This is a genomic window from Pseudoalteromonas sp. GutCa3, assembly GCF_002836155.1.
GTDB lineage: Bacteria > Pseudomonadota > Gammaproteobacteria > Enterobacterales > Alteromonadaceae > Pseudoalteromonas > Pseudoalteromonas arctica.
Genome location: NZ_PJBK01000022.1, coordinates 149,958 through 163,649 on the forward strand (window position 1 = coordinate 149,958; position 13,692 = coordinate 163,649).

Here is a 13,692-nt window from a genome sequence, read left to right on the forward strand (position 1 = left end):
AAGCTTTGTTATTGTTCGTCGATTATTCACGGATTGAAAAGGCGGGGCGACACACAATGCGCTCTATAACTAAAATACAAAAAGAGAAACGTGCTTTATGATCATCTTTTTTATCTGCCTCACTATTTTAATACTGGGCTATAAGTTTTACAGCCCATTTGTTGAAAAACAAGCCGGTTTGGATTCAACTGCTGACACACCACAAAAACGCTTTAGCGAAGGTGTTGATTACGTAGCTATTCACCCTGTACGAGCATTTTTAATTCAGTTTTTAAACATTGCTGGCGTAGGTCCAATATTTGGCCCAATTTTAGGTGCTTTATACGGACCAGTTGCACTAGTATGGATTGTACTTGGTAATGTTTTAGGTGGCGCTGTACACGACTTCTTCTCAGGTGTAATGAGTATAAAAGAAGACGGTAAAAGCCTACCAGAAATCGCAGGCCATTATTACAACGTCGTATTTAAAGGCTTTATGCTTGTATTTACTGCCATGCTACTGTTTTTTGTAGGTGTGGTATTTATTATGAGCCCTGCAGGTTTGCTAAGTAACCTTGATTTTTTTGAAGGTACAATACTGGCAAATAATACCTTTTGGGTACTCGCTATTTTAGCGTATTACTTTTTAGCTACCTTGCTACCAATTGATAAAATTATCACTAAGTTTTACCCAATTTTTGGTGCGCTAATGATTGTAATGACAGTGGCAATTGCTATTTCATTACTTATTAATGCGCCGCACTTACCGGTACCAAGTGACTTTTTAGCTTACTTTGAAGCTGATCACGCACATGACTTTTTAGAGCCAAACCCAGATGGATTACCAACATGGCCATTGTTATTTATAACAATTACCTGTGGTGCTATTAGTGGTTTTCACTCTACTCAAGCGCCAATTATTGCGCGTTGTTTAACTAACGAAAAATACGTACGTCCAGTTTATTACGGCGCTATGATGTGTGAAGGTATTGTAGGTTGTGTATGGGCACTTGCTGGTATTGCAGCGTTCCCAGATGGTTACGCGGGCTTAAAAGCATTGCTTGACCAAGGTGGTCCAGGTTTAGTTGTTAATCATGTAGCTAACAGTTACTTAGGTGTATTTGGCGGTATAATGGCAATTATTGCAGTAGCCGTTTTCCCAATTACTTCTGGTGATACAGCGTTCCGCTCATTACGTTTAACAGTTGTTGATGCGTTTAATATTCCGCAAAGTTTACGTAATCGCTTATTAGTGGCTGTACCTATACTTACTATTGCTTACTTTATGACGAAACTCGATTTTTCATTAATTTGGCGCTACTTTGCATTTTCAAACATGCTGCTTTCTACTAGCGTATTATGGCTTGCCACTAAGTACCTGTTTGACCGTGGTACATTCCATTGGATTGCCAGTGTTCCTGCTGTTATAGCAACTGCGGTAACGGTTTCTTATATTGGTACTGCCGCAATTGGTCTTAACTTATCAAGTGATTTAGGTAAACCTATTGGCGCTGTAGTAACAGTGATTGGCTTAATTGTTTTAGCTATTGTGCACTCTAAGCATAAAGTTAAACCAACAGCGATTTAATAATCACATAAGTTATTTCAAGCATTAAAAAAGCGAGCTATTCATAACGAATAGCTCGCTTTTTTGTGTACTAAATTTAGGTATTACTGAGTTACAAGTTCAAAGTAACTATTATCGTCGAGCGTTTTGCTTATCATCATAGCGCCCTCAAGCAGGCTCACTGTTTGAATAGCCGCTTTAGTAGGGTTGAGTTCACCATTAGCTAAGTGCGCAGCGCTAAGCCATGTTAGATTTTGATTAAAAAAGCGTTTTACTTCAAGGCGTACTTTATCTGGAAGGCTATCGCTTTCGGCTCCTAGCAAACCACATAAACACATTTTACGATCGGTTACTAATGCACTTCTAAAAAGCTGAGTGTACACATCAATAGGATTTTTACCGCTTGCTTTAAGCTCGTTTGGCTCGCCTAACGCAGCTAAAAAAGAATTAGTATATTGATGAGCAAGCTCTGCACCTAAATCGGCCTTAGTCGGAAAGTGATAGTGCACACTGGCGCTTTTAATTCCAACTTCGCTGGCAAGCTCTCTAAAGCTAAAATTGCTGTACCCGCCAAGGCGTACCTTGTTTTCAGCTGCTTTTAATAAAGCTTCTTTTTTACTCATTTTTAATATTTCCTATCCGTAGCAATACCAATTTTATTAAAACATGATCATTCTATCGCATTAAATAACTTACTAACTGCGTTAAAAATGATTCATATAGAATAACTAGATGTCATAATTCTCGCCTTGTTATTGCGCTATTTTCTTAGTGCAATAATAGATCACTTATTTAATGCAATTGGAATAGCAAAATTATCGACCAGTAGATAGTTATTTACAAGCGTTTTTATTTTTAAGCAACCCCCTAATTTTATTATGAATTAAGTTAAATCCTATAAATCAGAAAAATTTAAACGTTGACTTAAATTTAGTTTAATATTATAAATTACCTATCGGTAGGTAGGTTGCTGCCATTAACTCACTTTTAAACAATAAAGATAGAGATTGCTATGAAAATTTATGATGTAGAAAACTTTCCAAATCCACTTCGGGTTCGTATCGCTTTAGCTGAAAAAAATGCCACTTCTAATGTTGAGTTTATACCTGTTGATTTATTAAATGGTGAACACAGAACAAAAGCCTTTTTAGCTAAAAATCCATTAGCAGGTGTACCCGTATTAGAGCTAGATGACGGCACGTTTATATCAGAAAGTACCGCTATTACTGAGTATATTGATACCGCATGTGAAGGCCCATCTTTAATGGGTGAAACCGCAAAAGAGCGTGCAGTAATTAACATGATGCAAAAGCGTGCAGAATCTATGGTGCTTGACGCTGTGGCAACTTACTTTCATCATGCAACTGATGGCTTAGGTCCAGAGCTTGAAACATATCAAAATGTGGCTTGGGGTGAAAAACAAGGCGAAAAAGCGCGCCAAGGGTTTAGCTATTTTAATGATGTACTAGCGCAATCGGCATTTGTTGGCGGCGAGCAGTTTAGTATTGCTGATATTACATTGTATGCTGGGCTGGTATTTGCTGGATTTGCACAAATAGTAATCCCAAATGAGCTTACCCATTTAGTTGAATGGCAAGAAAAAGTAGCAAAACGCCCAAGTATTGCAGCTTAATTAGGTTATTAGTTTAAAATTTAAGTGAAGTTACACTTAGGAGCGAAATATGAAAATAGCTGCCGATTTTAGTAAACGAGTTGTGGTACATAGCGAATCGCTCCCGTGGGTTGCATCGCCAATGGCGGGCGTTGATAGACGAGCACTGGACCGTGTGGGCGACGAAGTTGCTCGCGCAACGACTATTGTTCGTTATGCACCTGGCAGTGAATTTTCGCCGCATGTTCATACAGGCGGTGAAGAGTTTGTTGTGCTTGAAGGGGTATTTCAAGATGAACATGGTGACTTTGTGGCAGGTTCTTATATCCGTAACCCACCGCAATCAAAGCACAAACCGGGGTCTGAAAATGGCTGCGTTATATTTGTAAAGTTATGGCAGTTTCAGCCAGATGACCGAACGCACGTGCGTTTGCAAACAAACTTGATGCAAAGTACGGTGCATCCTAGTTTTAAAAATGTTGCCGTAACCCCTTTATACAAAGACGACTTTGAAGAGGTAAGCTTATTGCACTTTAAGCCTAACGCCTGCATGGTTATAAGCGCAAAAGGCGGAGCAGAGTTGCTAGTACTTGAAGGCTCATTTGATGAGCAAGCCGATACCCTTGTAAAAAACAGTTGGTTAAGAGTGCCTGTTAATAGCTCCGTTAACGTTAAAGCGGGAAGTAATGGTGCAAATGTATGGCTTAAAACGGGTCATTTAACTGATGTAGAAATCCAGATATCTCGCGTACAAAATGCGTAATAGAGCCGTTTATTTGAGACTATTTATTGATTTAGTTCAGGACTAATTAATTTTAGAAGGTGTACTTTTACCACTCAGCCTATTTAAGGAGAGCAGTAATGGTACACACAACACATGGTTTATCTATTGGTCTTGAACGTGCAGGAAGAGAGTTTTTTTTAAAACTTAAAGCCGTTGGTACGCTTACTCACGACGACTACAAAATAATTACCCCAATGATAAACTCAGCTCTTGGCGAAGTTAAGCACCCAGTTGTGAATGCATTAATAGATGGTAGTGAACTTGAAGGTTGGGAACTACGCGCAGCGTGGGATGACTTAAAATTAGGTGTTAAACACTCTAAAGAATTTAAAAAAGTAGCTATTTACGGTAATAAAGAGTGGCAAGCTCGCATGGCCAAAATAGGTAACTGGTTTATATCTGGTGAGGTTCAATACTTTGAAAATGCTACCGCAGCCATAGATTGGTTAGACGAATAGCTTGATCGAGAAATTAAATTAAAGCACTCTTATAGAGTGCTTTTTTGCTCTATGGGTAACGTTATTAAGTAGTTACATTCGGTTTATTTCAATTGTTAATACTGCTCTATTAAAATACACTAATTATTATTGAGCAAACTACACATTATAAAAACAATGAAACAAGTACTTACCTTTATTACATTCCTGATATTTTCTACATCAATACATGCAAAAGATAACAACATATTCACGCCGGTGAGCGATCTTTTTTTGGCTGTTTCTAACGTTGATCACACGCAAATGCGTGCAGCCGTTGATGATTCATTTTTACTTTTAGAGCACGGTGAAGTGTGGACTATTAATGACTTTATAAATGTTGTTAAGCCCTCTGATTTTGTAAGAACTAATTATTTTAGTGTTATAAATTCGCTTGTAGTGGGTGATGTTGCATTTATTAATTACTGGAATAAAGCCAATATTAAAAACACCGAAAGAAGTATTGATATTTATTGGTTAGAAAGTGCCGTTGTATCAAAAGTGGGCGATAAATGGTTGTTATCGCAAATGCACTCTACTCGGTTACCCCAAGATGAAATACCTAAAGGTGTCACCTTTATAAAGCAATAGATACAACTCTAATTTAAAGCCCCGTAATATGGGGCTTTAATCATTTAAAGTACATCAGCCAGCACAGGTAATGCCGGAAATGCCCCTTTAGCTAAACACGCTTTAGAGCCACATTTAAGAGCAAAGTGCAGGGCGCCTTTTACGCTCGCTTTATCATTTAGTTTATCGGCTAGTGGTAAATCACTTCCTAAGTTATTTAAGTAGTATAAAACCCCCGCTATAAATGCATCACCTGCGCTTGTTGTATCTACGGCGTTTATTTTTTGTGCCGATTCGTTAAGTGTAAATGCGCTGTGGTAAACCGTGGCAGGCTCTGGTCCATCGGTTAAAAACACCAGTTTTACTCCGGTATTTAATAGCATTTGAATGTAATCATCGCTCGTTGTATCGCTATGCTGGGCTAAAAAAATAAGCTCATCACGCGAGAGTTTTACTATGTCACAATAGGTGTAACAGGCTTTTACATTGCTTGCTATATCGCTTGTGTTTTCCCACAAGCTGTAGCGTAAATTTACATCAAAACTGACGAGCTTATTATTCGCTTTTGCAAGTTCTAGCGCTTTAACTGTTGTGTTGGCAATTGCTGATTCGGTTAATGTGTTTGAACAAAAGTGTAGTGTGCTTATTTCTTGCCAATTTATATGCGCTAAATGCGCCTGGGTTAATAGTGCATCGGCTGTGTTATGGCGATAAAAGCCAAAACTACGCTCGCCGGTTTCATCAATACTTACTATAACCATGGCGGTTTGTGAGCCTGCAATGGTAAATAAATAGTCTGTATTTACATTGTATTGCGCTAATGCATTACTTAATTGATTGGCAAAATGATCGTCCCCTTTACCACCACAAAATGCAGCCTCTGCGCCGAGTTTTGCGTAGCCAACAGCTACATTGGCAGGCGCGCCACCTGGTATAGGTAAATAGGTCGAGTTATTAGCATCTTGTGGCAGCATATCAATTAATAGCTCGCCTAAGCACAGGAGTTTAGTCATTTGGAATATCCTAAAAAGCCTAGCAAGGCTAGCAAGGCTAGGCTAAAAAACGTGAAGGGTGTTATTTATTCATACTTTAAAAGGCGCTACAGTGATTACTCACCGCAGCGCAATACACACATTTAGTTAAAAGCGTATTTTAAAGTTACCGACGTTGTGCGGCCGTTAATAGTACGGGCACGAATAATGTTATTTTCAGGTACTGAACCTTCTTCTGCTTCTGTTATACCTACTGTATCAAATAGGTTATTCACATTAAGCGCAATATTAAGGTTTTCAGATAAGTCATAGCTTACAAAGCCATTTACCTGTGTGTAGCCGTCAAATTGTAAGTCGTTATTATCTTGAGCGTATGCATCGGTAGTACCAATGAAACTTACCCCTGCAGCGCCTTTTTCATAGTTGTAACGTGCCATTAATGAGTAAATTAAATCGGCTTGACGACGTGGCGTATTACCTACAACATCTGGGTTAAGCGCATCTTTTGCTATTTCTGCATCGGTCCAGGTTAAATTACCGCGAAAATCCCATGCATCAATAAAGTAAGTAGATTCTATTTCAATCCCTTTTGCTTCGTATTCACGGTCAAAAAACGTTTGTGATGTTGCTTCAAAATTTTGCTCTTCAGTTTCGGCAAAAAACGCAGTAGCAAACACTGATAATGAATCAAAGCGCTTTTTAACACCAAACTCAAATTGGTTCACTTCATCAACAGCGTCTTCTTTTGCAACAGAGCCGTCGGCGCGTACTTTACCAAATAAAAGGCGGTCAGCATTTGCGCGCCCACCTTTACTTATGCGTGCAAACGTAGCAAGGCTTGGATCAATTTGATAATTAGCACCAATTGAATAAGAAGAATAGTTCCAGTCGTAATTTACTGGACTGGCGTTGGCAATATCAATACCTGCAACGTTTTGCTCAGGGATTGATATTTCACCGTCGCGGTTCATATCTACAGTTGATGTTACAGCACCTGCATAGTTACCGCGAGCTTCGCCACTGTCGTAACGGGCACTTGCATCAATGCTTACGTCGCCTAATTTAGTAGAGAATGCAACGTATGGTGCACGGGTGTCGTACTCTGTGTCGTAATCGCGTTGGCAACAGTTTCCCCAGTAAGGTGTGCCATATGCATATAAACCATTTTCTGAAAATTCAGTACCGTCAGCTGCAGTAACATTTAATAATGCTGCATTGTCGCCTTTAAGCTCCATAAGGTATGAATTCCATAACCACGACATAGCAATGTTTTGTGTTGACGCGTAATAACCAAAGGTAATGCTGGTGTCATCATCAAACGATTTAGTTAGTTTAAAGTCGTTAACTAATGAATCGAAGTCGTTCATTGTTACGTCAAAGGTATGAATTCGCATAGCGAGGTCGTCGTTAAATGCAGCGCCCGTGTTTGCGTTACTGAGTGTTGCGCCTACACCACCAATGCTCTGTGCAATAGATGATGCGCTGCCAACCTCAGCAGGAATAAGCGAGTTAAAGTTGCCGCTTATTGATGATTTACGAAAACGGTTTTCGATACGCCAATCGTTATCTAAATCAAATACAGCTTCAAAACCAACAGAGTCAACCTTTGGATTCATACCATCGCGGATATCGCCGCTGCTGATTTGGTTTTCACCATTTAAACGCACTGTTTTAGTAAATAACGCTGAGTGAGGTGTGTCTGATTGCGCATCAAAGCCAGCAATAGAGTCACCATTTGAGTACATTGGCATAGGAAGGTAGCCAACACTCTTATCGTCTAAGTGTTTGTAATAAAAGCGAACGTAACCGTTGTCGAAATCTTTAGTAAGATTAGCTTTTATTTGGCCACCTTTATTAGACGTGTAACCTGTTTCACGCGGGCCTTCGCCTTGTCGAACAAAGCCACCAACATGAAAACGTACGCTATCGGTTAAGTAAGTGCCGTATTCAAAGTCTGTACGAACGCTGTCGTAATCTAAGCCTAGTGTTGTAGACACACTGCCAGATTCGTTTTCGCCATTTTTAGAGATAAAGTTAATAATGCCACCAGGTGCATTACTTGCTGCAGTAGATGCTGAGCCACCACGAATCGACTCGATAGTTTGCACAGTGTTATCTAATCGCATAAAAATATCTGAATTACCAAAAGCGATATCACCGTATTGCAGTACAGGTAAACCATCTTCTTGTAATTGTAAAAATTTTGCACCGCCTGAAGCAACTGGCAGGCCACGAACAGCAATATTTGCATTGCCTTCGCCACCTGTAGATTCTGCACGAATACCAGGGATGATTCTAAAAGCCTCGGCTGTTGAGCGAGGCGTAGACACTTGAACTTGTTCAAGTGACACGCTACTAACTGATACGCTTGAAGCCATGATTGTTGTTCGACGTGGTACGCCGGTTACAACTATTGTTTCAAGACCTTTGTTTTGTGATGCTTCAGGTGTTGCTTGGTCTGTTTCTTGTGCGTTAACGCCTTGACTTACGGCAAGTGCTAAAGCGCTGATTAAATATAAAGGTGTATTGTGTGTTGTCATGTGAACGCCTCGTTGTGTTGATCCCAGTAGGATTTGTTATTTTTACTTAATCGATTAAGTAAAAATAACAAATATTTTACAATAAGCAAATCATTTTGTGTTTAATTTGCTCTTTTATTATTCATATGTTGATTTTAAAAGTGTTTTTTATTGTATTGAGATACAAGTTTATTAAGCTGTTGGGTTACTTTCTTGTAAAGCACTCATTGATGGGTCGCGTAAATAATTGAACAACATAGCTACAAATAAAATCACGGCAAACCCTGTTGCTAAGTAAAAGCCATAGCGCACATGGCCAAAGTAATCGCTGATCATACCCATAAATAAAGGAGCTAAAGCAGCTGATAATGCGGTAAAAAATAATATAACGCCGGCTACGGCTCCATGGCGCTCTGCAGGGAAACACGATATACCTTTAGAGTTTAAAGTTGGATAAACCATAGACATAAATAAACCTGAAAGAGGTAGTAACCCTACAGCCCAGTCAACACCCCCAATAAGTGTACCCACATAACAAAGCGCAATACCTAAGCTTAAATAAGCCATAACACCTTGCCAGCTATAACGATTTAGTAACCATACGGCAATAAAACGACCTGCAGCACGTAGTATAAAAAATATAGTAAGTGCATAAGTGGCAAGGAGCGGCCAAGAGCCTGTGTAGTCCTTTAATAGCGTCGGCATCCATACATAAATAGCCACTTCAGTCGCTACATAAAGTGCAATAGCTAAAGAAAAGCCAAGTGCATAAGGGTTTTTTACCATTTTCATGGTGGTGGCCAAAGAGGCTGGCTTTTCAGTTGTTTTAACTACGTCAGGGTAGTCTGCGCGCCATGCTAATAAAGCAAGAATTAAACACATTACGCCCGCAGTAATATACAGGTATGTCCAACTAACGTTTTGCACTAATAAAACACCGACTAGGGCGGGGCCTACAATAGCGCCAATGCCAAAAAAGCCCTCAACCTTGTTCATGGTTTTAGTATGGTCGTCGTTACTATGCGAAATATCGCCAAGCAATGCCAGTGCGCCGGTTTTAAATAAACCAATGGCCAGGCCTATGCAGCAAAGCAATACTAAAAAGAAGGTAAAACTGGTGCTAAATGCAAATAAAAAACAACTCGCAGAAAATATTAATAGACCTAGCATAATGGTTTTTTTACGGCCAAGGCTGTCAGCTAAAAAGCCTAAAAATAATCCACTAAAGGCTATTAGTGCCATGGGAGCGTAATGAAATGCACTAGCTTGAGTCATGCTCAAACCGAAATCTTTTATAAGTTCGGGGATTATCATGCCGACTGCGTCAGAGGTCATGGCAAACATAAAAAACATCATGTATGTAAGCCAGCGTATTTGTTGCAGTGGGTCGCTGCTTACGTGTGTGTGTGATTTTGTCATGTGTTTATTCCTCGTTAAATTCTCTATTAACACTTCGTAAGTCAGTCAGTTGCTTACTGTAGTATTACGTGAGACAAAAAATTTGTATGTAAAATTATTAAAAATTACTTGTAAATTATTACTCGCTAGTTAAAGATATATCTTAATCGATTAAGTTTCAACATGGTAATCACACAATGATGAAGAATAAAGTTCAATTGATCACATATGCAGATCGAATCACTGGCCAAAATATAGGCGCGCTAACCACACTTTTAAACGGCCCTTTAAAAGGCGTATTTGGTGGTGTGCACTTATTGCCATTTTACAATCCTATTGATGGCAGCGATGCTGGCTTTGACCCTATTGATCATAGTGAAGTTGATTCTAGAATAGGCACTTGGGAAGACATACAAGTATTAGGTAAAGATCTCGACTTAATGGCAGACCTAATTGTTAACCATGTATCGGCGCAGTCTTTTCAGTTTCAAGATGTATTAGCTAAAGGTAAGCAATCAGAATTTTGGGATTTGTTTTTAACCAAAGAAGATGTGTTTCCAAATGGTATGAGCGAAGCTGAGCAAAAAGCAATTTACCGCCCACGTCCTGGTAGTTGCTTTACCCCAATGAAATGTGGTGATGGTAAAGCGTATGACTTCTGGACCACTTTTACCGATAACCAAATTGACATAAACGTAAAAGTAGAAGCCGGTGTTGCGTATTTAAATAACGTACTTACTAAATTTTCGGCTAACAATGTAAATATTATTCGTTTAGATGCGGCGGGTTACGCCATTAAGCAAGCTGGCACTAACTGCTTTATGCTTGATGAAACGTTTGGCTACCTAGATAACTTATCTAAGCAAGCAAACGATTTAGGCATGGAAACCATTGCAGAAATTCATAGCCATTATCAAACTCAGGTAGAAGTGGCAACACGCGTAAATATGGTTTACGACTTTGCGTTACCACCGCTTATTTTACACAGCTTATTTAATAACGATGTAGATGCACTGCTCAAATGGTTACAAATTTCGCCACGCAATTGCTTAACTGTACTTGATACACACGACGGTATTGGCATTATTGATGCAGGTCCAATGGGCGACAAACCAGGGTTATTAAATGCACAGCAGATTGATAACCTAGTAGAAACAATGCACGCCAACAGCAACAACCAAAGCCGCCAAGCTACAGGCGCTGCGGCGAGTAATGTCGACTTATATCAAGTTAACTGTACGTACTACAACGCATTAGGCGCTAAAGACTTTGATTACTTACTGTCGCGTGCAATTCAATTTTTTGCTCCAGGTGTACCACAAGTTTATTACGGCGGCCTATTTGCTTGCGAAAACGACATGGAATTACTGACAAATACAAATGTTGGCCGTGATATTAACCGCCCATATTTAGATGCAAATATAATCGACAAAGCCTTAAATAAGCCTGTAGTAAAAGGTTTAATTGAATTAATTAAAATTCGCAATTCACACCCCGCGTTTGCAGGTGAATTTAGTGCCCAAGGTGAAGGCAGTATATGTTGTTTATCGTGGCAACTAGATGAGCAAACTATTTCACTTACTGTTGATTTTAAATTACGCCATGCGCTTATTACGCAAGTAAACGGTGATGAAGAAACAACGATTAACTTAAATTCATTTTTAGCTTAATACTATAAAAGTAATTTACAAACGCCATGTAAAGCAAAAGCCAAGCTTAAGTAGCTTGGCTTTTTAACACATAAAACTATTGCAAGGTTTGTAAGCTAACTACTCGCACCAATCTCTAATTCGTAACTGACTTCCTGAGTTTTTTCTTCTTTAGAAATAAATAATTCGGCGGCTATAACGCCTTTTTCTTGGCTGTTTTGATGAATAGTGGTGAGGCGAGGTACAAACCGGGCTGCTTCATCAATACCATCAAAGCCCACAATACGCAGTTCTTCACCTATTTTTATGCCTTGTTTTATTGCTTCTCGCATTGTGGCAAGCGCAATTAAATCACTCATACAAATAATAACGTTAGGACGCGGTGATGCACTAAGTACTTCTTTTGCAGCAATATTGGCAAAACGTTCGCTACTTTCAGGAATGTTCCAAATGCGATCGTCAGCTACCGTAATATTTGCCTCGCTTAAAGCGCGTTGATAACCACGTAAACGTTGATGCGAAATAGATTGTCCGGTTTCAAATTCGTGATGCTCATACACGCGGCATAATACGTTTTCATCAAGTAATCTAAGCCCTAATATAGCCACTTTATCGTTTTGATTATGCAGTACGTGTTTAGCTATTTCGTAACTTGCTTGCTCGTTATTAATATTTACAGAGGCATTGCGAGCAATATCAAAATCAATTGTCACTACATGTTTAGACACTGTTTTTAACTGTTCTACTAACGCGTTATTACGAGGGCGGCCATAACAAATAAAGCCATCTACAAAGTCGACCACGTTGTTAAGGTTATCGCTATTACCTGAAAACAATAAAACATTAATGCCGTTTTTTTCGAGCACTGAGGTAACACCGCGCATAAAGCTACTAGCTACAGGGTCCGACACCATATACTCCACACTATCGGGCAGCACTAAAGCGACAATATTGAATGTGCCATTACGCAATGATTGCGCGGCCTTATTAGGCCCGTAATAGCCCAAAGTTTTACACGCTGCGAGAATATCGTCTCGGCGTTTAGCCGATAGCTGATCAGGGCGATTAAACGCATTAGATACTGTCGCGTTAGACACACCTAACTCTTTAGCAATACTTTTAAGGGTCCAGCGGGTTTGCTTACTCATACCAATTCTTTACTCAATACTCATGTTAATAAACTAACATATTCAGGGCGTTAGCAAAGTAAAAAAATAAGATTTTAGAGCTAATGTCGGCACTCTTTAGGCGCAATGCCAAAGGTTTGTTTAAATAGGCGACTAAAGTGGCTCGCGCTATTAAATCCAACATCAAAGCAAACTTTGCTAATTGCATGGCCTTGTAGTAACTGAGTACGCGCTTTTTTAAGTCTTAATTGTTGCTGCCAAAGGGCTGGGCTAGTGCCAAATGCGAGTTTAAATTGCTGATAAAACTTACTTCGGCTCATACATGCTATTTTGCATAAGGTATTTATGTCGAGCGTTTCACTTAAGTGTTCTTCAATATAAAGCAGGGCATCGCTGACTTTTGTTTTAAGGCGTGGCTTATCGCAGCTAGCTAGCAATAGCTCGCGGCTTTGTTGTTGTAATAAACGGGTGATCAATTCGTTCAACGACAAATCAATCAAGTAATGTCGCTGTGCGCCTTGCTCACTAAATAAATGCACCATGCGCTCTAATAATTGCTGCGTTTGAATATTATGTTGGGTATGTACTAACTGAGGTACATATTCAAATAAGCCATCGTGTGCAAAGTTTTGCTGCATGTTAAGTGCATTCGCCACGCTCGTTATTTTATCTGTGCTAATTTCAATGGCTAAACAGGTGGTTGGGGCGTGCATTGATGCTTGTGGAAAATCAATTAAAACACCTTGCTCTGGCGCTAATACAAACGACTCGTGTGGTAAAAATGCTTTATGGTATTGGCTGCTTTCTACGTGCATTACCTTTTTGCCGCTAAGCATGGCACAAAACAGCAGCTCGTTTGAGTGCAGTGCTACCTTTTGCGCGCTTTGATACGTGTCGTAAATACTCAACTCACTGCTATCTGCAGCGAATGTGACTTTATTTTCTATTAATACATCAAGTTGTTGGCGTTTTTTGTTTAACTGAGATGTGTGCATATCAATCCTTTAGGTTTTTATTAG

At 39.5% G+C, this 13,692-nt stretch carries 12 protein-coding genes; 6 read left to right on the plus strand and 6 right to left on the minus strand.

What is annotated here, in order from left to right; translation table 11 throughout:
• Positions 1-97 precede the first annotated feature (97 nt).
• The gene (locus CXF64_RS04150; RefSeq protein WP_101216372.1) at positions 98-1,567 is read left to right on the plus strand and encodes a carbon starvation CstA family protein; all 1,470 of its coding nucleotides are present in this window, start codon (positions 98-100) and stop codon (positions 1,565-1,567) included.
• A gap of 83 nt (positions 1,568-1,650) precedes the next feature.
• Here the strand turns inward: CXF64_RS04150 and CXF64_RS04155 are convergent, their stop codons facing one another.
• Positions 1,651-2,169 (minus strand): TetR/AcrR family transcriptional regulator, encoded by a 519-nt coding sequence (locus CXF64_RS04155; RefSeq protein WP_101216373.1) that lies wholly within the window; start codon positions 2,167-2,169, stop codon positions 1,651-1,653.
• Between the two features lie 389 nt (positions 2,170-2,558).
• On the opposite strand from CXF64_RS04155, the gene CXF64_RS04160 reads away from it, so the two are divergent.
• From CXF64_RS04160 to CXF64_RS04175, 4 genes are all read left to right on the plus strand, one after another.
• Entirely contained in the window at positions 2,559-3,179 is a 621-nt protein-coding gene (locus CXF64_RS04160) for a glutathione S-transferase family protein (RefSeq protein ID WP_101216374.1), read from the plus strand.
• A 49-nt stretch (positions 3,180-3,228) separates the two neighbouring features.
• Positions 3,229-3,921, plus strand: a complete 693-nt coding sequence (locus CXF64_RS04165; RefSeq protein WP_101216375.1) for a cupin domain-containing protein — start codon at positions 3,229-3,231, stop codon at positions 3,919-3,921.
• 98 nt (positions 3,922-4,019) lie between these two features.
• Positions 4,020-4,400, plus strand: a complete 381-nt coding sequence (locus CXF64_RS04170) for an STAS/SEC14 domain-containing protein (protein ID WP_002960091.1) — start codon at positions 4,020-4,022, stop codon at positions 4,398-4,400.
• 156 nt (positions 4,401-4,556) lie between these two features.
• Entirely contained in the window at positions 4,557-5,009 is a 453-nt protein-coding gene (locus CXF64_RS04175) for a nuclear transport factor 2 family protein (RefSeq protein ID WP_101216376.1), read from the plus strand.
• Between the two features lie 44 nt (positions 5,010-5,053).
• Here the strand turns inward: CXF64_RS04175 and CXF64_RS04180 are convergent, their stop codons facing one another.
• The 3 genes from CXF64_RS04180 to CXF64_RS04190 form a co-directional block, all read right to left on the minus strand.
• Entirely contained in the window at positions 5,054-6,001 is a 948-nt protein-coding gene (locus CXF64_RS04180) for a carbohydrate kinase family protein (RefSeq protein WP_101216377.1), read from the minus strand.
• Positions 6,002-6,123: 122 nt separating this feature from the next.
• Positions 6,124-8,520, minus strand: coding sequence for a TonB-dependent siderophore receptor (locus CXF64_RS04185; protein ID WP_101216378.1), 2,397 nt, complete (start codon positions 8,518-8,520; stop codon positions 6,124-6,126).
• 171 nt (positions 8,521-8,691) lie between these two features.
• Entirely contained in the window at positions 8,692-9,918 is a 1,227-nt protein-coding gene (locus CXF64_RS04190; RefSeq protein WP_101216379.1) for an MFS transporter, read from the minus strand.
• A 176-nt stretch (positions 9,919-10,094) separates the two neighbouring features.
• On the opposite strand from CXF64_RS04190, the gene gtfA reads away from it, so the two are divergent.
• A complete protein-coding gene (gene gtfA, locus CXF64_RS04195; protein ID WP_101216380.1) occupies positions 10,095-11,567 on the plus strand; it encodes a sucrose phosphorylase in 1,473 nt (490 codons plus the stop codon).
• A gap of 95 nt (positions 11,568-11,662) precedes the next feature.
• Here gtfA and CXF64_RS04200 read toward each other — a convergent pair whose 3' ends face one another.
• Both CXF64_RS04200 and CXF64_RS04205 read right to left on the minus strand, forming a co-directional pair.
• Complete coding sequence (locus CXF64_RS04200; RefSeq protein WP_024591929.1) at positions 11,663-12,694, minus strand: LacI family DNA-binding transcriptional regulator; 1,032 nt, start codon at positions 12,692-12,694, stop codon at positions 11,663-11,665.
• A gap of 80 nt (positions 12,695-12,774) precedes the next feature.
• Positions 12,775-13,668 (minus strand): AraC family transcriptional regulator, encoded by an 894-nt coding sequence (locus tag CXF64_RS04205; protein WP_024607712.1) that lies wholly within the window; start codon positions 13,666-13,668, stop codon positions 12,775-12,777.
• Positions 13,669-13,692 lie beyond the last annotated feature (24 nt).